Origin of the sequence: Qingshengfaniella alkalisoli (genome assembly GCF_007855645.1) — a bacterium.
Lineage (GTDB): Bacteria > Pseudomonadota > Alphaproteobacteria > Rhodobacterales > Rhodobacteraceae > Qingshengfaniella > Qingshengfaniella alkalisoli.
The window spans coordinates 1,162,334-1,182,819 of sequence record NZ_CP042261.1; the positions used below are offsets into that span (position 1 = coordinate 1,162,334).

A 20,486-nucleotide genomic window follows, 5' to 3' on the forward strand; every position below is an offset into this window, starting at 1 on the left:
GTATGACCATGACCAACAATGTGCTTGAAGTCAGCAATCTGTCCGTCGGGTTCGATCTGCATCACGCCAGCATCGATGTGGTGAAGAAGGTTTCATTCAACCTGGAACGGGGTGAAACACTGTGTGTCGTGGGCGAAAGCGGATCGGGCAAATCCGTCACCGCCCGCGCCCTGATGCGCATCGCCAAGCCGGGCAAGATCACGTCGGGCAGCATCCGTCTGTATGGCGAAGCAGGTGACGTTACGGACATCTCCAAACTGGACGACATGAGCGCGGAGATGCGCGCTATCCGCGGCGACCGCATCGGGATGGTGTTCCAGGAACCGATGAGTTCGCTCAGCCCTGTGCACACCATCGGTGATCAGATCATCGAAGCGATCCTGCTGCATCGCGACATGACACCCGAGCAGGCTCGCCAAGAAGCAATCGAGTCCCTGCGCCGCGTCCAGATCCCCAACCCTGAGAACGCCATGGACAAGTATTCCTTCGAGTTCTCGGGCGGCATGCGTCAACGCGCAATGATCGCGATGGCGCTGTCTTGCGAACCCGAGGTGCTGATCGCAGATGAGCCGACCACCGCGCTCGACGTCACCACGCAGGCCGAGATCCTGCGCCTAATCAAGCGGTTGCAGCGTGAACTCGGCATGTCGGTGATCTTCATCACCCATGACATGGGCGTGGTTGCGGAAATCGCGGATCGCGTGGCGGTGATGTATCATGGCGAACTCGTCGAACTTGGCCCGGTCAGCGAAGTGTTCCACCGCCCGCAGGCCGACTACACGCGCCATCTGATCGGCGCGTCGTCCAAGTTCAGGATCATCGGTGATCACGACCGGGGCGGCACCCTGCCTCCGCAACACCCCGACACATTGCTGGATGTGAAGGATCTGGACCTGACCTTCCGCAAGACAACGGGCTTTCTGTTCAAGAAGACACAGCAATTCCACGCGCTGAAGAAGGTGTCCTTTTCGCTGCTTCATGGCGAAAACCTCGGGATCGTCGGAGAAAGCGGATCGGGCAAGACAACGCTTGTGCGCGCACTTGTTGGACTTTTGACGGCTGATAGCGGCAGTGCCATCTACACCAGCAAGGACGGGCGGCAGTTCGATCTGCTGCAACCCAACGCGCTGCGCAATGCCGGGCTGAACCGCGAAATCCGCATGGTGTTTCAGGACCCGTTTTCATCGCTCAATCCGCGCATGACGGTGGAGCAGATCATCGCCGAACCCCTGATCCTGGAAGGTCGCCAGCCCAAGAAGGAAATCCGCGAAAAGGTCGCGCATCTTCTGGACCGCGTCGGCCTGCCCCAGAACGTGATGAGCCGCTACCCTCACGCCTTCTCGGGCGGTCAGCGTCAGCGGATCAGTATCGCGCGGGCGCTCGCCGTCGATCCAAGGCTGATCATCGCGGACGAGGCCACATCGGCGCTCGATGGCTCGATCCGGTCGCAGATTCTGGACTTGATGTTCGACCTGCAGTCGGAACTGGGGCTAAGCTATATCTTTGTCGGCCATGATCTCGGTGTTGTTCGCTACTTCTGCGACCGGATCGCGGTGATGCATAAGGGCAATCTGGTCGAAATCGGCACCGCCGCCGATGTCTGCCAGAAGCCACAGCGCGACTACACCCAGAAACTGATTTCGGCCGTTCCGGGCAATGATCCGGACCACCGCAGACTTATCGCAGCAGAATAACCTTCAGGCAGGAGACATCATGAATCCTCTCGCGGACAACCCGCTCAAAACCCGTGCCGATTTCGCACGATCCGTCGTTCAGTTGTGGGAACCGACCAAGCCCTACTTCAGCGAAGGCAAGGCGCGTGTGAACTTCGGTTTGCCCGCCGCGCATTTTCCCATGGTCGCGGCCGAACTCGAAGGTTTCGCCCGCCCGTTGTTCGGTCTTGCCCCGCTGGCCGCCGGCGATCTGCCATTCGACGACTGGGACATGATTCGCGAAGGCTATGCCAACGGCACCGACCCTGAACATCCCGAATTCTGGGGCAACTACGACGGCGTCGACCAGCGTCAGGTGGAATCCGCTGCCATCGGGTTCGGCCTGATCTTCGCCAAGGAACAGATCTGGGATCCGCTCACGGATAAGCAGAAAGAAAACGTCGCCAACTGGCTGAAATTCTGCCAGACACGCCCCGTTGCCAATAATAACTGGCATTTCTTCCATGTTCTGGGGTCGCTTGGGCTGGAATCCGTAGGCGTCGAGCATGATCTGAGCGTGCGTGAAAACGCGCTCGATACGCTGGAAAGCTTCTATATCGGCGAAGGCTGGTATGCCGATGGAGAAGCGCGCCGCTTCGATCACTACATCCCGTTCGCTATGCATTTCTACGGGCTGATCTATTCCAAGATCGCCAAGGGTGACGAAGAACGCTGCGACCGCTTCCGCGACCGCGCACGCCAGTTCGCGCAGGAATTCAAGCACTGGTTTGACGAAGACGGCGCCAGCCTCGCCTTCGGCCGCTCCATGACCTATCGCTTCGCACAGGCATCCTTCTGGGCCGGCCTGGCCTTCGCGGATGTCGAAGCCCTGCCATGGGGTGAAATCCGTGGGCTTTGGGCCCGCAACATGCGCTGGTGGGGCGAGCGGGACTATTTCGACCGCGACGGCATCATGCCCGTTGGATACGCCTATCCCAATCTGCATATGTGCGAGATCTACAACTCGCCAGGCTCACCGTACTGGGCGATGAAGTCCTTCCTTCCGCTCGCCTTGCCCGAGACACACCCGTTCTGGCAGGCGGATGAGATCGAGAAACAGGAAAGCGACGATTTGCTGCATTCCGACGTCGCGGGTATGATCGGCTTCCGCGCGGGTCGTAACCGCGTGATGCTGTCGTCCTGCAATGAAATGCGCATGCCGTTGCGTGGTGCCGCCGAGAAATACGCGAAATTCGCCTATTCGACAGCCTTCGGATTCTCGATGGACCCCGATCGGCTCGGTTTTACCGTGAACCCGTTTGATAATATGCTCGCACTTTCAAGGGATAGCCGCAGCTTCTTCACACGTTCAGAGTTCGATGAATCCCTGATCGGCCCTGACTTCCTGTGGTCCAAATGGTTGCCTGATGACGACATCGAAGTCGAAACCTGGTTGATCGCCCGCGCACCCTGGCACATTCGCGCGCACAAGATCACAACGGCACGGCCACTGGTGGCAACGGAGGGCGGTTTCGCGATCGAACGCACGGACGCCTCATCCATGGAAGGTGGCGTCAATGGTCGCGTGTCCGAGGCGGTCACCGAGCATGCCGCCTCCTACGCCGTGGACATGTCGCCCGAAGCGCGTACACCCATGACCCGCTGGCGCACGCATCCGAACAGTTCGCTATACTTCCCACAGACCCATGTGCCGCATCTGGTCGCTGAGCTTGCACCGGGGACCACATGGCTCATTGGGGCCTACGCAGCGACGCCTGACCCGGAGCAAGGTCCACAATGGTTGGAAAATGTACCGGACGCGCCAAGCATCGAATGGCTGGAACAAGCACGTGACTCCGCCAGTGACATCAAGGGACGAAAGTTCCGGGAACGTCAGGTGAAACTGATCTGACTGAGACGCCCTTGCTCTGCCGGAGCAAGGGCATAATCACGTGAACAGATCGTGGCAAAGCTCAAGCGCATCGACCAGCAGGTCCACTTCGCTTTCCGTATTGTAAAGACCGAAGGACGCGCGACAGGTCGCCGTCTCACCGAGATGCTGCATCAAGGGCTGGGCACAGTGATGCCCGGCCCGCACCGCGACGCCCTTCTTGTCCAGCACGGTCGAGATGTCATGCGGATGTGCGGCACCGTCCAGCGTAAAGGAAAAGATTGCACCCTTGTTCGGCGCGGTCCCCTGAACGTTGAGCCAGTTCAAGCCGTCCAGACGGCTACGGGCATAATCGCATAGCCGTGCTTCATGCGCGGCAATGTTATCCATACCAAGCGCCGCCATGTAATCCAGCGCCGCGCCCAACCCGATCATCTGCACGATGCCGGGAGTGCCTGCCTCGAACTTCATCGGCGGGTCATTCCATGAAATGGCATCGCGCGTGACTTCGCGGATCATGTCTCCCCCGCCCATAAAGGGTCGCATTTCTTCGAGCCGTTCCTGGCGGACATGGATCGCCCCGGACCCCGATGGCCCGTACAGCTTGTGCCCCGTGATCGCGTAAAAATCGCAGCCAATGTCCTGCACATCAACGGGCATATGCACCGCCGCTTGCGACCCGTCGACCAACACCGGAACACCCTTGGCATGCGCCCCTTCGGTGATCGCCTTCACGTCGACTTTTGTGCCCAGCACGTTGGACATATGCGTCACCGCGACCAGCTTGGTCTTCGGGCCAATCGCGTCGATGACCTTCTGCGGATCCAGTGCGCCAGTGCTGTCCACATCGACCCATTTGATCACGATGCCTTGCCGTTCGCGCAGGAAATGCCAAGGAACGATATTGGCGTGGTGCTCCATCACCGAAAGGACGATCTCGTCCCCCGCTTCCATTCGTGGCATCGCCCAGCCATAGGCGACCATGTTGATCCCTTCAGTCGTGCCCGAATTCATCACGATTTCCCGTTCGCTGCCCGCGTTCAGGAAACGGGCGATCTTGCTACGGACGGCTTCGTATTTCTCGGTCGCCAGGTTCGACAGGAAATGCAGGCCGCGATGAACATTCGAATACTCTTGGCTATAGGCCTGCGTGATTGCGTCAATGACAACCTGCGGCTTCTGGGCAGACGCGCCATTGTCGAGATACACCAACGGCTTGCCATTGACCTGCCGCGCAAGGATCGGGAAATCCGCGCGAACCTTGTCGACATCATACATTGTCAAACTCCCGTGGGCGTCAGCCCGAAAATCGCAAGAAGAAGGCTCAGACCGAAGGCGATGGCAAAGGCTGAAACCATGATCATCAGGAAGACCTGCCACAGCGACTTGAACCCGTGCAGCTCGGCGACAAAACACGTCATGATCCACAGAAACAGGAACAGCCCGGCGATACCGACCAGATCAGCCAGAACCGGCATCACGAACATCAGGATCGTTTGCAGCACCTGCAGGCAGACCATGACGAATTGCAGCCAAACGAAAAGAGTCAGCGACTGGTGAAACGTGCCGACCCCTCCCATGGCGCGCCCGATGCGGTAGGCCGCAAAGACGGTGACGTAGAGCAGTGTAATCTGAAGTGCTGCCAGCAGGACGGGATTGGTCAACAGAATAGATTGAAACGGGACGCCGCCCGCCGTGATCATCAACGTGCCCTGCCCAAGCACGACCGAGATCGCCACGACGACGCACAGCATCTGCCACAGCAACGCCGGTGGCAGGTTCAGCCCCAGCATCCGGCGGGCGGTATCGCGTGGCTGGCGGATCGTGGCCACCGCTTCAGAGATCAGATTTCCTATCGAGATGTGACCGGCGGCCATGTCTTCACCCTATTCCTGTGCAACTGTGTTGTCGCCCTTGGGCCATTCACCCTCGATCAACGATGCGAGCCACACTATGCAGAAGACGGCGGCAAGTACCAGACCGACAAAGGTAAGTTCCGGCCCCGGTCCGATAAACCCGGCGGTCAACCCGTGCAGCAGCCAGACCGGGGTTGCGACAAGCATGCTCCAGAACAGCGCGATCCGCGCGGTGAACCAGCTGCCTTTTCCGCCGAGCGCCCGCGCAACCAGATGTGAAATGGCTGCGATACCATAACAGATCAGCGGCATGAAAACGCCCCACGCCAGAAGTGCAGCGCCCACGCGTGCATCGAAGGGCACATCGGGGTTCAAGGTCGCTTCTCGCGACAGGCGCGGAAGCTGGGCAACGAAGATCAGCCCGCAGGCCAGCAACAACGTCACCAAAGCACGGTCCTCGCGCTGACCCGCAGCAAGCAGGCGCCGCATCACACGACGCGGCGCCCGGTAACTTGCAACGATATCCCTGGTGACGGACATCAGCCTCGGCGACGCATCAGCCAGCCTTCGAGACGGGCCAGAATATCCGCAGCAAGGCGTTCATCCTCGATCTCCTCGATCGCTTCGGCAAGGAAGGCCAGCGTCAGAAGGTCGGTTGCAGTGCCTTTGTCCACGCCGCGCGCACGCAGGTAGAACAACGCATCTTCGTCAATCGCGCCCGATGTCGAGCCATGCGAGCAGACCACGTCATCGGCATAGATTTCCAGCTCCGGCTTGGCCAGGAACTGGCTGTCACCATCGAGCAGCAACGACTGGCTGATCTGGTAGCCATCGGTTTTCTGCGCGCCCGGCTTCACAAGGATCTTACCTTGGAAAACACCGACAGCACCGTTGCGCAGCACCTTCTTGAAGACTTGGCGGCTTTCGCAGTTCACAGCATCGTGAGTGATGAACACCGTGTCGTCATTGTGGAAATCACCGTCGCCCACACAGGCACCCGCAACATGCGCGACCGCGTCATCGCCGGTCAGTTCGATCACGCAATCATTGCGCGTCATCGCGCCGTTGATCGACAGAGTGAAGGATTTGAACGTGCTTTCCTGACCCAGGCGGGTGAACAGATGCGTCGAGGCACGCCGCTCATGGTCCCGCCCTTGCGAACGGACATGATGGAATGCGCCGTTGTCGGCGATCTCGACTTCCATCACGGAATTCAGACGCGCAGACGACACACCGCTTTCGAGGATGGTAACTTCGGCACTTTCATCGACTTTCACGATGTGATGCAACAGCACGTCGGAGCTGTCAGACGTGCGGCGATACTCCAGCGCGATCGGCTTCTCGGCCTTTCCCGTGGCATGAATCACCACACCTTCGGTCGCAAATGCCGTGTTCAACGCGGCAAGCGGACGCTCAACCGGCGTTTGACCACGGGTTTCCAGAACGCCGTAGACATCCTTTGCCCAGTGGATGTCACGCGCGACAACATCTGTCAGCATCTCGACGCTGACACCGGCCTGAGCGGGGTCGTCAGATTCATCGGCGCTGAAAATACCATCGACGAACACAAGACGCACGCGGTCGATTTCCGAGAACATCTCCGGATCGTCCTCATCGAACAGCGCGGCCGGGACCGGCTCCACCTGGGTCAGCGTCACCGGACGGGTGTATTTCCAATACTCGTCACGCGCACCGGGCAGGCCCATCTTGTTCAGCCGTTCCAGCGCATCCTTGCGCGTATCAGCCAGACAGCCGGTCGGCTCGGGCAGCGCGAGCGACGCAAGCCGCGCCTCCAACGCATCCAGTTTCGGTTGAGCGACTGCCATTACGCGTCCTCCGCCACAATGTCCGCGTAGCCGTTTTCTTCAACTTCCAGCGCCAGTTCCGGCCCGCCGGTTTTCACAATACGACCGTTCGACATGATGTGAACGACGTCGGGTTTGATGTGGTTCAGCAGGCGTTGGTAGTGCGTGATCACGAGGAAAGCGCGGCCTTCGTCGCGCAGCGCGTTCACACCGTCTGACACCAGCTTCATCGCGTCCACGTCGAGACCGGAATCGGTTTCGTCGAGAATGCACATCTTCGGGCCGAGAACAGCCATCTGAAGGATTTCGTTGCGCTTCTTTTCGCCACCCGAGAAGCCCATATTGACCGGACGCTTCAGCATGTCGGCGTCGATCTTCAGTTCCTTGGCTTTTTCGCGGATCAGCTTCAGGAAGTCAGCGGCGCTGATTTCCTCTTCGCCGCGTGCCTTGCGCTGTGCATTGAAGGCCGTGCGCAGGAAGGTCATGTTGCCCACGCCCGGAATTTCGACCGGGTACTGGAAGGCCAGGAACAGACCGGCTGCGGCACGTTCTTCGGGCTCCAGCTCCAGCAGGTCTGCGCCTTCCAGCGTAGCAGAACCATCGGTGACCTCATAACCGTCGCGACCCGACAGCACATAGCTCAGCGTCGATTTACCGGACCCGTTCGGCCCCATGATCGCATGTACCTTGCCTGCCTCGACGGACAGGTCCACGCCCTTGAGGATTTGCTTGTCCTCTTCTTCAAGTTTGACGTGCAGGTTTTTGATTTCCAGCATTTTTCTTACCATCTTCAATATCAGGGAGGGCCGCTTCGCACGACCCGAGTATCTGTTGTCCGAACCGCTTAGCCGACCGAGCCTTCAAGGCTGATCGCGACCAGTTGCTGCGCTTCCATCGCGAATTCCATCGGCAGGGCCTGCAGCACTTCCTTGGCGAAACCGTTGACGATCAGGGCCACCGCCTCTTCTTCGTCCATACCCCGCTGGCGGCAGTAGAACATCTGGTCGTCATCGACCTTAGACGTGGTGGCTTCGTGTTCGACGCGCGATGAATTGTTCTTCACCTCGATGTAAGGGACGGTGTGCGCCCCGCACTGATCGCCGATCAGCAGGCTGTCGCATTGCGTGTAGTTGCGACTGTTCTTCGCTTTCGGGTGCATCGACACCAGACCGCGATAAGTGTTTTGCGCCTTGCCAGCCGAAATCCCCTTGGACACGATCCGTGACCGGGTATTCTTGCCCAGATGGATCATCTTGGTTCCGGTATCGGCCTGCTGGTGGTTGTTGGTGATGGCGATGGAATAGAACTCGCCCTGGCTTTCATTGCCGCGCAGGATGCAGGACGGGTATTTCCACGTAACGGCAGATCCCGTTTCAACCTGCGTCCACATAACCTTGGCACGATCGCCACGGCAATCGGCGCGCTTGGTCACGAAGTTGTAGATACCGCCCTTGCCGTTTTCATCACCGGGGAACCAGTTCTGAACGGTCGAGTACTTAACCTCTGCATCCTCTTCCAGAACGATTTCCACCACGGCCGCGTGCAACTGGTGCGTGTCGCGCTGAGGTGCGGTGCAGCCTTCGAGATAGGACACGTAGCTGCCCTTGTCAGCGATGATCAGTGTTCGCTCGAACTGGCCCGTGTTCTCCGCGTTGATCCGGAAATAGGTGGACAGTTCCATCGGGCAGCGCACGCCCGGCGGCACATAAACGAACGACCCGTCCGAGAATACGGCGCTGTTGAGCGTGGCAAAGTAGTTATCGGAGATCGGCACAACCGAGCCCAGATATTTCTTCACCAGTTCAGGGTGGTTCTTGATCGCCTCGGAAATCGAGCAGAAGATCACGCCCGCCTTTTCCAGTTCCTTCTGAAAGGTCGTTCCGACAGACACGCTGTCGAACACGGCATCAACGGCGACCTTACGACCCTCTGCCGGAGCATTTTCCGCGCCTTCGACACCAGCAAGTATCATCTGCTCCTTCAGCGGGATTCCCAGCTTCTCATAGGTAGCCAACAGCTTGGGGTCGACATCGTCCAGCGATTTCGGCTTTTCCGCCATCGACTTGGGTTTGGCGTAGTAATACTGTTCCTGGTAGTCGATGGGCGGGTAGTTTACCATCGCCCAGTTCGGTTCTTCCATCTGGCCCCAGCGCTCGAAGGCCTTCAGACGCCAGTCCGTCATCCATTCGGGTTCGCCGTTTTTCTCGGAGATCAGACGAACGATGTCTTCGTTCAGCCCCTTGGGGGCGTAGTCCATCTCGATATCGGTTTCCCAGCCGTATTTGTATTTGCCCGCCATCGACTGGACGGTTTCCACCGTCTCGCGATCGACACCTTCACGGACTTCGACTTTGCTATCCAAAGCAGCCATGACCTTCGTTTCCTTCCCGGCGCGCCATGCGCCACATCAAAATTCCTGTCCTGCCCTGTCAGGCAGCCCGGCGCTTGTGCCGGACATAGTGATTGATCCAGACTTCCGCAAATCGCGTGATCTGTTCTTCCGTCGTCTGCGGCCCGATGGAAACGCGCACCGCGCTCGCTGCGGTGGTTTCGTCATACCCCATGGCGCGCAGGACGCGGCTGGCCTTGACCTTGCCCGATGAACAGGCCGACCCGGCCGAAATGGCAAACCCCGCCAGATCCATTTGCATGACCTGCGTTTCGCCCTTCCACCCCGGAACCGCGAAACATGAGGTATTCGGAAGCCGCTGCGACTCTTTCCCGACTAAAATAGTCTCTTTTGCGCCGGAGGCCAACAGACTTTCTAGAATGTTTCTAAGTTTCTTTACGTCTTCCCAGACGCCATCCGCCAGATCCCGCGCAGCAGCCTCCGCAGCCGCCCCGAAACCGGCAATGGCGGCGACGTTCTCAGTCCCCGACCGTCGGCCCATTTCCTGCCCGCCGCCCTTGATCATCGCCTCGACATCAAGCCCGCGCTTTAGAACCAGTGCGCCGATGCCTTTCGGCCCGCCAAGCTTGTGCGCCGAGATCAACCCCATCTGCACGCCCGACCAGTCAAATGCTAGGGGCACCTTCCCGAAACCTTGGGTAAAATCGCTGACCGCCAATCCTTCAGGCAATGCTTGGATCACACCGGTTTCACTGTTGGCGAACTGTAGCGTGGAACCGGCTGGATCATTGAGCGTCACCAGCCCATCAGTTCCCGCAGAGATATCCGTATTAATCCAAGATGATACAGCATCATGTTCAACTTCAGACCCGCGGAATCCCCGTCCGGACAGTGCAAGCGCAGCTGCTTCGGTGGCGCCGGATGTAAACACGATATCGGATGCTTGCGCACCGAAGGCTTCTGCAATCTGGCCGCGCGCTTGCTCGACAATGGCTTTCGCCCTGCGCCCCTCAGCGTGCACCGAAGACGGGTTGCCCACCTCGTCGAGCGTCGCGATCATCGCGGCGCGGGCTTCCGGCCGCAAAGGCGCAGTCGCGTTCCAGTCGAGATAGACCCGCTCCGCCATCACTCATCCACAATTGCAAACAGGTTCGGAACAGCCGGGCACGGCGCAAGCTGGTTGCCGACCACATCCGACAGCCGCGTCTGATGCAGGAACACATAGACATGAGCGCTAAAGCCTTCCCAGAGCCGGTTTGTCAGAGACTGCGCACGAGACCCCGACGCACCGCCCGACGCCCCCTGTCCCTTGTGCAAGGCGCTGACGGTTTCATCGACTGCCGCCAGAATATCGGCGACCCGGATCTCGGAAGGCGATCGAGAAAGTCGGTAACCACCACCGGGGCCCCGCACAGATTCCACCAACTCGGCCCGACGCAGCTTTACGAAGAGCTGTTCGAGATAGGCCAGCGATATATCCTGCCGCTTCGCGATTTCGCCAAGCGTTACAAGGCTGTCCTCCGGCTGAAGCGCCAGATCGGTCAACGCGACCATTGCATAACGTCCCTTGGTGCTGAGTTTCATCGCAGGCCCCGCTGTCCCATTGACCATTGGCATCGGGAACGTTACTTCCCTCCCGATGCGAACCCCGCCCAAATGCGGGTTTAGAACCGTTCTAAAGTTGGGCGTGCGTGCCGTCAAGCGTGACAAACCCGCCCCATGTTGGAGAAAGTCCGCCGACCCATGCCTGAGGTAATTTTCCCCGGACCAGAAGGCCGCCTTGAAGGCCGCTACCACCCGCAAAAGACGAAAGATTCTCCGATTGCGATCATTCTGCACCCCCATCCGCAATTCGGGGGCACGATGAATAACCGCGTCGTATATAATCTGCACTATGCCTTCCACAAAATGGGCTTTACGGTGCTTCGCTTCAATTTCCGCGGCGTCGGTCGCAGTCAGGGCGAATACGATCAGGGCGTCGGCGAGTTGTCGGATGCCGCGTCGGCGCTCGATTACCTGCAGTCGATGAACCAGAACGCCAAGCATTGCTGGGTTGCTGGTTTCTCCTTCGGCGCGTGGATTGGGATGCAGTTGCTGATGCGCCGCCCGGAGATCACGGGTTTCATCTCTGTCTCACCACCGGCGAACATGTATGACTTCTCGTTTCTGGCGCCCTGCCCATCTTCGGGGTTGGTCATCAACGGCACGTCGGATCGCGTGGCACCGCCCGAGGATACCCGCAACCTCGTAAACAAGCTGCATGAGCAGAAGGGCATCACCATCACCCATTCGGAGATCGAGGGCGCCGGCCACTTCTTCGAGGATCCGCATATGGACACGATGATCGGCTCGGTCGACGACTATGTCCGCCGCCGCCTGACCGAGACCACACGATGACTGATCGCGCGCCCGAGGACCTGGTCCGCCAACTGGCCTTTCTGAACGAAGCCGACCGGCTGAAGTCCGTCGAGCGCGCAACCACTTTGAATGATGGCTCGCGGCAGGAAAACAGTGGCGAGCATTCCTGGCATGTCGCGCTTTACGCGATGGTGCTTGACGGGCAAGCCGAACCGGACGTCCGGCTGGATCGCGTGATCAAGATGCTGCTGCTGCATGATTTGGTCGAGATCGACGCGGGCGACAACCCGATCCACGCCCCGACCAGCGATCCTGCGCAGCAAGCACTTGCCGAAAAAACTGCGGCAGATCGTATTTTCGGGTTATTGCCAGAAGCACAGGCGATTGAGTTTCGCGCGCTTTGGAACGAGTTCGAGGCCGCAGAAAGCCCGGATGCCCGCTTCGCCAAAGCAATGGATCGTGTTCAGCCCCTGCAAACCAATCTGGCACTGGACGGCAAGCTTTGGGAAATGCACGGGGTCACCGAAGAGCAGATTCGCAGACGCGTGGGGAATCCGATTTCCAAAGGCGCACGGACGCTTTGGGACCACCTGTCCGCAAAGCTGGCAACTCATTTCGCGGTGAAGTCATGAAATTACCGCCGGAGATCACCCCCGGCGGCGGAACTCGTTAAAATCACTAGCGTGCGACGGCCTTTGGCCTGCACAAAATTGCTTGCTATGAAATCCTCAGTAGGATCTTGGGAAGGATCTGAAGGCCGATTTCACACACAAAAAGACACAAACGCCCAGCCTGCAAACCCGTAGGTATCTAAACAAGCAGCCAGCCATCTGCGCCGACAACGGGAAACCCCTCATAGGTTCGGCATCTTAGCGGTGAGGCTTATGGTGCACCGCAACTTCTCAGACATCCGGTATCTACCAAGAGACCGGTAATCTCTCAAGCGAAATTCCGCCGATATTATGTTTCTTTTAAAAAAGGTCTTTTCTGTAAAAATATCAAATAGGCCACGTTTCGTATACCTCCGCATACAGCCTTCCACGCTCCAACACTTTGAGGTAGAAGGCGCGAGAGACGATTCACCATTGAACGAAGGATACCGGCCGTGACCAAGATCAAGGTTGAAAACCCGGTCGTCGAGCTTGACGGCGACGAGATGACTCGGATTATCTGGGACTTTATCAAGAAGAAGCTGATCCTGCCCTATCTCGATATTGACCTGCTCTATTACGATCTTGGCATCGAAGAGCGTGATCGCACGGATGACCAGATCACTGTGGATGCGGCAGAGAAAATCAAGGAAGTCGGCGTCGGCGTTAAATGTGCCACCATCACGCCTGACGAGGCACGCGTCGAGGAATTCGGCCTCAAGCGCATGTATCGCAGCCCGAACGGCACGATCCGTAACATCCTCGGCGGCGTGATCTTCCGTGAACCGATCATCTGCTCCAACGTGCCGCGCCTTGTTCCGGGCTGGACCCAGCCGATCATTGTCGGTCGTCACGCATTCGGCGACCAGTACCGCGCAACCGATTTCAGGTTCCCCGGCGCGGGCAAGCTGTCGATCAAGTTCGTCGGCGACGACGGTGAAACCATCGAGCACGAAGTGTTCCAGGCACCCGGTTCCGGCGTCACGATGGCAATGTACAACCTCGACGACTCAATCCGCGATTTCGCACGCGCGTCGATGAATTACGGCCTTGCCCGCAACTATCCGGTTTACCTGTCCACGAAGAACACGATCCTGAAGGCCTATGACGGTCGGTTCAAGGACATCTTCCAGGAAATCTACGACGCCGAATTCAAAGAAGAATTCGAAAAGCGCGGCCTGACCTATGAGCACCGCCTGATCGACGACATGGTCGCGGCAGCGATGAAATGGTCCGGCGGATATGTCTGGGCCTGCAAGAACTACGATGGCGACGTGCAGTCCGACACGGTCGCGCAGGGCTTTGGCTCGCTGGGACTGATGACGTCGCAACTGATGACGCCCGATGGCAAGATCGTCGAGGCCGAAGCCGCTCACGGCACGGTCACACGTCACTACCGCCAGCATCAGGCCGGCAAGGAAACGTCGACCAACTCCATCGCATCGATCTACGCTTGGACCGGCGGTCTGAAGCACCGCGCGAAGCTGGACAGCAACGAAGCGCTGTTGAACTTCGCCACCACGCTGGAAAAGGTCATCGTCGATACGGTCGAAAGCGGTCACATGACCAAGGATCTCGCCCTCTTGGTTGGGCCGGATCAATCCTGGCTGTCCACGATGGGCTTCCTGGAAAAAGTCGACGAGAACCTGAACAAGGCACTTGCCGGCTGATCAGGATCAGATAGACAATTCGAAGGGGGTGGCATCGGTCGCCCCCTTTTCCTTTTCACTTGCGGGGTTTCATGGCTGAGAATGCAACCAAGCATACGCCGCTCGAAGATGCGCAAGGGCTTGGCGCGGGCGTTTTTCTATGTGCGCTAGGGCTGGTCTTTTTGACCCATCTGGGCTTCATCACGGGTCAGACGGCAGGGATTGCGGTCATCATCTCCTATCTGACGGGTTGGTCCTTCGGGCCGATTTTCTTCGTTATCAACCTGCCCTTCTATCTGCTTGCGTGGCACAGGTTGGGGCCGGAGTTCACGCTGAAAACGGTTCTATGCGTCACCGCTTTGTCGGTTCTGACCAGCGTTATTCCGCAAGGTTTCGGCATCACACATCTGAACCCCGCGCTTGGCGCGATCGCCTTCGGTGTGATGACGGGTGTCGGGCTTCTGGCGCTGTTTCGTCACAAAGGCAGCCTTGGCGGGATCGGCGTCGTCGGGCTGCTCATTCAAGATACCACGGGCTTTCGCGCGGGGTATTTTCAGCTTGCCGTCGATCTGGTGATCTTTTGCGTGGCATTTCTGCTATTTCCCGCCGAACGCGTCCTGTATTCGCTGCTTGGCGCGGTCGTGCTGAACCTGATCATCGCTATCAACCACCGCCGCGACCGCTATCTCGGCACTTGAACCGGAGCCCATCATGCCTGTCCACTACCTGACACTTCTGGTTGCTGTCGCGTCAGAGATCATCGCGACCTCTGCACTGGCTGCCTCCCAGCAATTCACCCGGATCGGGCCGAGCATTCTGGTCGTCATCGGTTACGCAGCGTCATTCTATTTCCTGTCCCTCACGCTGAAAGTCATGCCCGTGGGGATCGTCTATGCGATCTGGTCGGGGCTAGGCGTCATCGGTATCTCCGTCATCGGGCTCATTTTTCTGGGCCAGCGGCTGGATCTGCCCGCGGTGTTCGGAATGGCCCTGATTGTCGCCGGAGTGCTGGTGATCCATCTCTTTTCGCGCAGTTCCGGTCATTAGGGGCTGGTAATTTCTGCATCTGCACTATAGGTCGCGGCCAACTCCCTAAATTCAGGAACGCGTCCCATGGACCTGCGCAATATCGCAATCATCGCCCACGTCGACCACGGCAAGACAACGCTCGTGGATGAACTGCTGAAGCAGTCCGGGGCATTTCGAGAAAACCAAGCCGTCGCAGAACGCGCGATGGACAGCAATGATCTTGAGCGTGAACGCGGGATCACCATTCTGGCCAAGGCAACCTCGGTCGAATGGAACGGCACGCGCATCAACATCGTAGACACCCCCGGTCACGCCGATTTCGGTGGCGAGGTGGAGCGCATCCTGTCCATGGTCGATGGAGTCGTCCTGCTGGTTGATGCCGCCGAAGGTCCGATGCCGCAAACCAAGTTCGTGACATCGAAGGCACTGGCGCTCGGCCTGCGCCCCATCGTTGTTTTGAACAAGGTGGACAAGCCGGACGCAGAACCCGATCGCGCGCTTGACGAGGTCTTCGACCTGTTTGCCGCACTCGACGCCGACGATGACCAGCTTGATTTCCCCGTTCTCTATGCGTCGGGCCGCAGCGGCTGGGCGGATGAGGAACTGGACGGTCCGCGCAAGGATCTGAACGCGCTGTTCAAGCTGGTGGTCGATCACGTCCCTGCCCCCAAACAGATCGAAAACCGCGATCAGCCCTTCCGCATGCTGGCAACCACGCTTGGCTCCGACCCGTTCATCGGTCGCCTTCTGACCGGTCGCGTCGAAAGCGGCACGCTGAAGGCCGGCACCACGCTGAATGCACTGTCGCGCAAGGGCGACCGGATCGAACAGTTCCGCGTCACAAAGATCATGGCCTTTCGCGGCCTCGGCCAGCAACCGATTGACGAAGCCGAGGCAGGTGACATCGTCAGCATCGCAGGCATGTCCAAGGCGACCGTGGCCGACACCCTGTGCGACCCGTCCCTTGATACGCCGATCCCGGCGCAACCTATTGATCCGCCGACGATCACGGTGACTTTCGGCATCAATGACAGCCCGCTGGCGGGCCGTGATGGCAAGAAAGTGCAGTCGCGCGTCATTCGTGACCGCTTGCTCAAGGAAGCCGAATCCAACGTTGCGATCAAGGTGACCGACACCCCCGGCGGCGAGGCCTTCGAAGTCGCGGGTCGGGGCGAATTGCAGATGGGCGTTCTGATCGAGAACATGCGTCGCGAAGGGTTCGAGCTGTCGATCTCCCGGCCGCAGGTCCTGTTCCGCGAAGAGAACGGCCAGCGGATGGAGCCAATCGAAGAAGTCACCATCGACGTTGATGACGAATATTCCGGCGCGGTGATCGAAAAGCTGACCGGCCCTCGCAAGGGTGATCTGGCCGAGATGAAGCCGGGCGGTGCGGGCAAGACGCGGATCGTCGCGCATGTTCCGTCGCGCGGCCTGATCGGCTATCACGGCGAGTTCCTGACCGATACACGTGGCTCGGGCGTTCTGAACCGTGTCTTCCACGGCTGGGCACCGCATAAGGGCCCGATCCCGGGACGTCGCGCGGGTGTGCTGATCTCGATGGAGAACGGCACTTCGGTCGCCTATGCACTGTGGAACCTCGAAGAACGCGGTCGGATGTTCATCCCGGCGCAGGAGGCAATCTATCAGGGCATGATCATCGGCGAGCACAGCCGCGAGAACGATCTGGAAGTGAACCCCCTGAAGGGCAAGAAACTGACCAACGTGCGCGCCAGCGGCAATGATGATGCCGTGCGCCTGACGCCGCATATCCAGTTCTCGCTCGAAGAGGCCATCGCCTATATCGACGATGACGAGCTGGTCGAGGTCACACCCAACGCCATCCGCCTGCGCAAGCGCTTCCTTGATCCGCATGAACGCAAGCGCCAGGCGAGAGCAGCCAGCTAAGACAAGCACTGGCGCCCGAAAGGGCGTCAGTCCTCCTTGCGACGGACCTCTGGTTTCAGCCGCAGCTTTTCCGGTAGCGGGATAAATTCATCCTTGTCGTTGATGGGCAAGTCAAACAGCCCCTCGCCCCAGCGCGCCGCTTGCCATTCTTCTTTCGCAGCTTCGATCTTGTCCCGCGACGAGGCCACGAAATTCCACCAGATGTAGCGCGGCCCCCCTAAGGTTTCTCCGCCAAGCATGACCAGCCGCGCACCCTGCGCGCCCGCGCCGATCGTGATCTTGTCACCCGGTCGAAAGATCATCATGCGGCCCTTATCGAACACATCGCCCGCGACCGTGACCGCGCCGTCGATGACGTAGATCCCGCGATCTTCATGATCGTCCGGCAAAGGCATACGTGCATTGGGCGCAAGAGTCACATCGCCGTAAAACATATCCGTGAATGTTGATACCGGCGCAGCTTCTCCATAGGCGCGCCCCATGATCAGCCGCATGTCGATCCCGTCACCCGAGATCACAGGCAATGTCTCCTTACCGTGATGTTCGAAGGTCGGCGTGCGATCCTCATCGCGTTCAGGCAGTGCCACCCATGTCTGGATGCCGAACAGGCTGCTGGGACCGCTGCGCGATTGTGCGCTGGTGCGCTCGGAATGGCTGACGCCCTTGCCCGCCACCATCCAGTTCACCGCACCGGGCGTGATGACCTGATCCGTTCCGATGCTGTCCCGGTGATGAAAATCGCCCTGAAACAGGTATGTGACCGTTCCCAGCCCTATATGGGGGTGCGGGCGCACGTCGATACCCTGCCCGGTCAGGAATTCGGCAGGACCCATTTCATCGAAAAAGATAAAGGGGCCGACCATCTGGCGCTTGGGTGCCGGCAAGGCGCGACGGACCTCGAAACCGCCAATGTCACGTGATCGCGGGATGATCAGCGTTTCGATGGCATCATTACCCACCAGATCGGGGCAGCCGGGTTCCAGGGCGGGGTTCCAACTCATCGCGCATCCTCCGTTTTCCTAACGGAAGCCTATGCGACAGCGTGCAGTTTCGACAATCACGAACTATCGCCTGGATTGCGCGGAAAGGGCTGCGCCAATGCACAGCCCTACGCTTGATCAGTTGGCCTTCAGGTAGGCCACCAGGATATCGCGTGCGGCTTCAAGATCGGTCTTGTGAACCATCTCCGTAACCGTGTGAATGTAGCGCGTGCCGACCACGATGCCGACCGCACGCGCGCCTGCGGCGGCCTGCTGCGCAGCCGCACCGTCTTGGCCACCCGAGCGCAGCATGGTGCGCTGATACGGAATCTTCTTCTTCTCGGCCAGTGCCGCGAAGTCGCGTACAAGCCCCTTGTCCGCGATAAACGACCCGTCACGGACATGCAGACCAAAGCCTTCGCCTTGCTGCGTCGTGCGATCCTGTTCGGGAACGCCGGGAGTGTCGCAAGCCAGCGTCGTGTCAATACCTATGCCGATATCGGGCTTCACCGCATAGGCCGCCGTGCGCGCGCCGCGCAGACCGACCTCTTCCTGCGATGTGAAGGCCACGTGGATATCTGCTTCGTTCTTAGCGTCACCCAGCCCCCGGATCGCTTCGATGCCCAGCCAGACAGCTACACGGTTATCGAGCGCCTTGGACACGACCTTGTCACCGATTTCGATGAATGGTTCATCCATCACGACGTAATCGCCGACCTGCACGACGTCCTTTGCCTTCTCGCCCATACCGATATCGACGAAGAACTCGGCAGGTTCAGGGATCTTCTTGCGGACTTCGGGGGTCGCGATATGCACCGGTCGGCCACCGGGGTTCATCACCCCCTTGTAATCGCCATTGTCAGTGCACACGAGCACACGGCGCGAAAACAGGTTTCGTGGATCAAACCCGCCCACCGGTTGCAGATACAGAAAGCCCTTGTCGGAGACATGGCTGACCAGAAATCCGATCTCGTCCATATGGCACAGCAGCATGATCCTCTTGGGGTTCTTGCCCTTGCGCGACTTGCGGCGACACAGGAGAGACCCCATCGCGTCCACCTCGACATCATCGAAGAGACCCTTGATCTCTTTCTTGACCAGATCGCGGACGCGTTCTTCATTGCCAGGCACGCCTGGCGTTTCACACAGGGCCTTCAACAGGTCGAGATTCATCATCTGCTCCTTGAACCGATTTTGGTGACTCAGGCGTCGAGACCTTTCGATCCCATATCCAGATACTTTTTGCGCCGCGCGGCTGTAAGCTTCGCCGCATCCTTGCCAGAAAGATCCTTGAGCATGTCCGCAATGGATTTGCCGACGCGATCAATGGCGTCTTTCGGCGCCCGCTGTGCTCCGCCCTTCGGTTCGGGAATAACCACGTCTGCAACGCCCAGCTTGTGAAGGTCCTGCGCCGTCAGGCGAAGCGCCTCGGCGGCTTCACGCATCTTGTCGGCGCTTTTCCAAAGGATGGACGCGCAGCCTTCAGGCGAAATCACGGAATAGACGGAATGTTCCAGCATCGCCAAACGGTCAGCCGTCGCGAAAGCTACAGCTCCGCCGGAGCCGCCCTCACCGATGATGACACTGATCAGCGGAACATTGATGGTCAGGCATTTCTCGGTAGATCGCGCGATAGCCTCTGACTGGCCGCGTTCTTCCGCCCCTTTGCCCGGATAGGCACCGGGAGTGTCAACCAGCGTGATGACCGGCAGGCCGAAACGATCCGCCATATCCATCAGCCGGATCGCCTTGCGATAGCCTTCTGGCCGCGCCATTCCGAAATTGTGGCGCAGGCGCGATTGCGTATCGGCACCTTTTTCATGGCCGATCACGACGACAGGTTGATCGTCGAAACGCGCAAGCCCCCCCATCACTGCATGATCATCCGCGAAATTCCGGTCACCCGCCAATGGCGTGTATTCGGTGAAAAGTGCCTGGATGTAATCCTTGCAATGCGGACGGTCAGGATGGCGTGCCACCTGACATTTACGCCAGGGCGTCAGCCCCTTGTAGAGACTGTCTAGAAGCGTCACCGCCTTCTGATCGAGTGCGACGGCTTCCTTTTCGACATCCATCTCGTTATTGGAGCGCGCGAGCGCGCGTAATTCCTCTGCCTTGCCTTCAATCTCAGCAAGAGGTTTTTCAAAATCGAGATAGCTGTGCATGACACCTCCGAAACCGTGGTCCGCAGCTATATGGCCTTCATAAGGACCGGATGCAACAATCCTCGGGCCGCTGCGAGCGAATTCAATGCGATGGGATCGATACAGGGAAGAAAGTGGTCGGGACGGCAAGATTCGAACTTGCGACCCCCTGTACCCAAAACAGGTGCGCTACCAGACTGCGCTACGCCCCGACGGA

At 59.0% G+C, this 20,486-nt stretch carries 19 protein-coding genes and 1 tRNA gene; 8 read left to right on the forward strand and 12 right to left on the reverse strand.

Annotated features, from left to right (window positions below; genetic code table 11):
• Positions 1-8 precede the first annotated feature (8 nt).
• Both FPZ52_RS05930 and FPZ52_RS05935 read left to right on the forward strand, forming a co-directional pair.
• Entirely contained in the window at positions 9-1,694 is a 1,686-nt protein-coding gene (locus FPZ52_RS05930) for an ABC transporter ATP-binding protein (protein WP_168201269.1), read from the forward strand.
• Between the two features lie 19 nt (positions 1,695-1,713).
• The gene (locus FPZ52_RS05935) at positions 1,714-3,564 is read left to right on the forward strand and encodes a DUF2264 domain-containing protein (RefSeq protein ID WP_146364598.1); all 1,851 of its coding nucleotides are present in this window, start codon (positions 1,714-1,716) and stop codon (positions 3,562-3,564) included.
• A gap of 36 nt (positions 3,565-3,600) precedes the next feature.
• Here FPZ52_RS05935 and FPZ52_RS05940 read toward each other — a convergent pair whose 3' ends face one another.
• The 8 genes from FPZ52_RS05940 to iscR all read right to left on the reverse strand — a co-directional run bounded on the left by FPZ52_RS05940 (position 3,601) and on the right by iscR (position 11,138).
• Positions 3,601-4,821 (reverse strand): cysteine desulfurase, encoded by a 1,221-nt coding sequence (locus FPZ52_RS05940; RefSeq protein WP_146364599.1) that lies wholly within the window; start codon positions 4,819-4,821, stop codon positions 3,601-3,603.
• A 2-nt stretch (positions 4,822-4,823) separates the two neighbouring features.
• Positions 4,824-5,420 carry a Yip1 family protein gene (locus FPZ52_RS05945; RefSeq protein ID WP_146364600.1) on the reverse strand — a complete coding sequence of 199 codons (597 nt, stop codon included), beginning with the start codon at positions 5,418-5,420 and terminating at the stop codon, positions 4,824-4,826.
• A gap of 9 nt (positions 5,421-5,429) precedes the next feature.
• Positions 5,430-5,939 (reverse strand): YIP1 family protein, encoded by a 510-nt coding sequence (locus tag FPZ52_RS05950; protein WP_146364601.1) that lies wholly within the window; start codon positions 5,937-5,939, stop codon positions 5,430-5,432.
• The gene (locus FPZ52_RS05955; RefSeq protein WP_146364602.1) at positions 5,939-7,225 is read right to left on the reverse strand and encodes a SufB/SufD family protein; all 1,287 of its coding nucleotides are present in this window, start codon (positions 7,223-7,225) and stop codon (positions 5,939-5,941) included. The genes FPZ52_RS05950 and FPZ52_RS05955 overlap by 1 nt, the downstream gene beginning before the upstream one ends.
• Positions 7,225-7,980 carry a Fe-S cluster assembly ATPase SufC gene (gene sufC / locus FPZ52_RS05960; RefSeq protein WP_146364603.1) on the reverse strand — a complete coding sequence of 252 codons (756 nt, stop codon included), beginning with the start codon at positions 7,978-7,980 and terminating at the stop codon, positions 7,225-7,227. The genes FPZ52_RS05955 and sufC overlap by 1 nt, the downstream gene beginning before the upstream one ends.
• Before the next feature lie 68 nt (positions 7,981-8,048).
• Positions 8,049-9,575, reverse strand: a complete 1,527-nt coding sequence (gene sufB / locus FPZ52_RS05965) for a Fe-S cluster assembly protein SufB (RefSeq protein ID WP_146364604.1) — start codon at positions 9,573-9,575, stop codon at positions 8,049-8,051.
• A 58-nt stretch (positions 9,576-9,633) separates the two neighbouring features.
• Complete coding sequence (locus FPZ52_RS05970) at positions 9,634-10,680, reverse strand: cysteine desulfurase family protein (RefSeq protein ID WP_146364605.1); 1,047 nt, start codon at positions 10,678-10,680, stop codon at positions 9,634-9,636.
• Positions 10,680-11,138, reverse strand: a complete 459-nt coding sequence (gene iscR / locus FPZ52_RS05975) for a Fe-S cluster assembly transcriptional regulator IscR (RefSeq protein WP_146364606.1) — start codon at positions 11,136-11,138, stop codon at positions 10,680-10,682. The genes FPZ52_RS05970 and iscR overlap by 1 nt, the downstream gene beginning before the upstream one ends.
• Before the next feature lie 159 nt (positions 11,139-11,297).
• Here iscR and FPZ52_RS05980 point away from each other — a divergent pair, with 159 nt between their 5' ends.
• The 6 genes from FPZ52_RS05980 to typA all read left to right on the forward strand — a co-directional run bounded on the left by FPZ52_RS05980 (position 11,298) and on the right by typA (position 17,145).
• Positions 11,298-11,951, forward strand: a complete 654-nt coding sequence (locus tag FPZ52_RS05980; protein ID WP_146364607.1) for an alpha/beta hydrolase — start codon at positions 11,298-11,300, stop codon at positions 11,949-11,951.
• Positions 11,948-12,544 (forward strand): HD domain-containing protein, encoded by a 597-nt coding sequence (locus tag FPZ52_RS05985; protein WP_146364608.1) that lies wholly within the window; start codon positions 11,948-11,950, stop codon positions 12,542-12,544. The genes FPZ52_RS05980 and FPZ52_RS05985 overlap by 4 nt, the downstream gene beginning before the upstream one ends.
• Positions 12,545-13,017: 473 nt before the next feature.
• Complete coding sequence (locus FPZ52_RS05990) at positions 13,018-14,232, forward strand: NADP-dependent isocitrate dehydrogenase (RefSeq protein WP_146364609.1); 1,215 nt, start codon at positions 13,018-13,020, stop codon at positions 14,230-14,232.
• A gap of 71 nt (positions 14,233-14,303) precedes the next feature.
• Positions 14,304-14,909, forward strand: coding sequence for a YitT family protein (locus tag FPZ52_RS05995; protein ID WP_146364610.1), 606 nt, complete (start codon positions 14,304-14,306; stop codon positions 14,907-14,909).
• Between the two features lie 13 nt (positions 14,910-14,922).
• Positions 14,923-15,258: a DMT family transporter gene (locus tag FPZ52_RS06000; protein ID WP_146364611.1), complete on the forward strand. Its 336-nt coding sequence runs from the start codon at positions 14,923-14,925 to the stop codon at positions 15,256-15,258.
• A gap of 66 nt (positions 15,259-15,324) precedes the next feature.
• On the forward strand, positions 15,325-17,145 hold the full coding sequence (gene typA, locus FPZ52_RS06005; RefSeq protein ID WP_146364612.1) for a translational GTPase TypA: 1,821 nt from the start codon (positions 15,325-15,327) through the stop codon (positions 17,143-17,145).
• 26 nt (positions 17,146-17,171) lie between these two features.
• On the opposite strand, the gene FPZ52_RS06010 is transcribed toward typA, so the two are convergent.
• The 4 genes from FPZ52_RS06010 to FPZ52_RS06025 all read right to left on the reverse strand — a co-directional run bounded on the left by FPZ52_RS06010 (position 17,172) and on the right by FPZ52_RS06025 (position 20,481).
• Positions 17,172-18,146 carry a pirin family protein gene (locus tag FPZ52_RS06010; protein WP_146364613.1) on the reverse strand — a complete coding sequence of 325 codons (975 nt, stop codon included), beginning with the start codon at positions 18,144-18,146 and terminating at the stop codon, positions 17,172-17,174.
• Positions 18,147-18,263: 117 nt separating this feature from the next.
• Positions 18,264-19,298 carry a M42 family metallopeptidase gene (locus FPZ52_RS06015; RefSeq protein WP_146365676.1) on the reverse strand — a complete coding sequence of 345 codons (1,035 nt, stop codon included), beginning with the start codon at positions 19,296-19,298 and terminating at the stop codon, positions 18,264-18,266.
• Positions 19,299-19,327: 29 nt separating this feature from the next.
• Positions 19,328-20,290, reverse strand: a complete 963-nt coding sequence (locus FPZ52_RS06020) for an acetyl-CoA carboxylase carboxyltransferase subunit alpha (RefSeq protein WP_146364614.1) — start codon at positions 20,288-20,290, stop codon at positions 19,328-19,330.
• Positions 20,291-20,404: 114 nt separating this feature from the next.
• Positions 20,405-20,481 (reverse strand) — tRNA-Pro (locus tag FPZ52_RS06025).
• Positions 20,482-20,486: the final 5 nt, after the last annotated feature.

What these genes read in the sequence shown, in the direction of transcription:
- FPZ52_RS05945 (WP_146364600.1), bottom strand. Translation starts at nt 5,420, where the DNA reads ATGGCCGCCGGTCACATCTCGATAGGAAATCTGATCTCTGAAGCGGTG.
- typA (WP_146364612.1), top strand. Translation starts at nt 15,325, where the DNA reads ATGGACCTGCGCAATATCGCAATCATCGCCCACGTCGACCACGGCAAG.
- FPZ52_RS05995 (WP_146364610.1), top strand. Translation starts at nt 14,304, where the DNA reads ATGGCTGAGAATGCAACCAAGCATACGCCGCTCGAAGATGCGCAAGGG.
- FPZ52_RS06015 (WP_146365676.1), bottom strand. Translation starts at nt 19,298, where the DNA reads ATGAATCTCGACCTGTTGAAGGCCCTGTGTGAAACGCCAGGCGTGCCT.
- FPZ52_RS05985 (WP_146364608.1), top strand. Translation starts at nt 11,948, where the DNA reads ATGACTGATCGCGCGCCCGAGGACCTGGTCCGCCAACTGGCCTTTCTG.
- sufC (WP_146364603.1), bottom strand. Translation starts at nt 7,980, where the DNA reads ATGCTGGAAATCAAAAACCTGCACGTCAAACTTGAAGAAGAGGACAAG.
- FPZ52_RS05955 (WP_146364602.1), bottom strand. Translation starts at nt 7,225, where the DNA reads ATGGCAGTCGCTCAACCGAAACTGGATGCGTTGGAGGCGCGGCTTGCG.
- FPZ52_RS05935 (WP_146364598.1), top strand. Translation starts at nt 1,714, where the DNA reads ATGAATCCTCTCGCGGACAACCCGCTCAAAACCCGTGCCGATTTCGCA.
- sufB (WP_146364604.1), bottom strand. Translation starts at nt 9,575, where the DNA reads ATGGCTGCTTTGGATAGCAAAGTCGAAGTCCGTGAAGGTGTCGATCGC.
- FPZ52_RS05940 (WP_146364599.1), bottom strand. Translation starts at nt 4,821, where the DNA reads ATGTATGATGTCGACAAGGTTCGCGCGGATTTCCCGATCCTTGCGCGG.
- FPZ52_RS06010 (WP_146364613.1), bottom strand. Translation starts at nt 18,146, where the DNA reads ATGAGTTGGAACCCCGCCCTGGAACCCGGCTGCCCCGATCTGGTGGGT.
- FPZ52_RS05950 (WP_146364601.1), bottom strand. Translation starts at nt 5,939, where the DNA reads ATGTCCGTCACCAGGGATATCGTTGCAAGTTACCGGGCGCCGCGTCGT.
- iscR (WP_146364606.1), bottom strand. Translation starts at nt 11,138, where the DNA reads ATGAAACTCAGCACCAAGGGACGTTATGCAATGGTCGCGTTGACCGAT.
- FPZ52_RS06000 (WP_146364611.1), top strand. Translation starts at nt 14,923, where the DNA reads ATGCCTGTCCACTACCTGACACTTCTGGTTGCTGTCGCGTCAGAGATC.
- FPZ52_RS06020 (WP_146364614.1), bottom strand. Translation starts at nt 20,290, where the DNA reads ATGCACAGCTATCTCGATTTTGAAAAACCTCTTGCTGAGATTGAAGGC.
- FPZ52_RS05930 (WP_168201269.1), top strand. Translation starts at nt 9, where the DNA reads ATGACCAACAATGTGCTTGAAGTCAGCAATCTGTCCGTCGGGTTCGAT.
- FPZ52_RS05980 (WP_146364607.1), top strand. Translation starts at nt 11,298, where the DNA reads ATGCCTGAGGTAATTTTCCCCGGACCAGAAGGCCGCCTTGAAGGCCGC.
- FPZ52_RS05970 (WP_146364605.1), bottom strand. Translation starts at nt 10,680, where the DNA reads ATGGCGGAGCGGGTCTATCTCGACTGGAACGCGACTGCGCCTTTGCGG.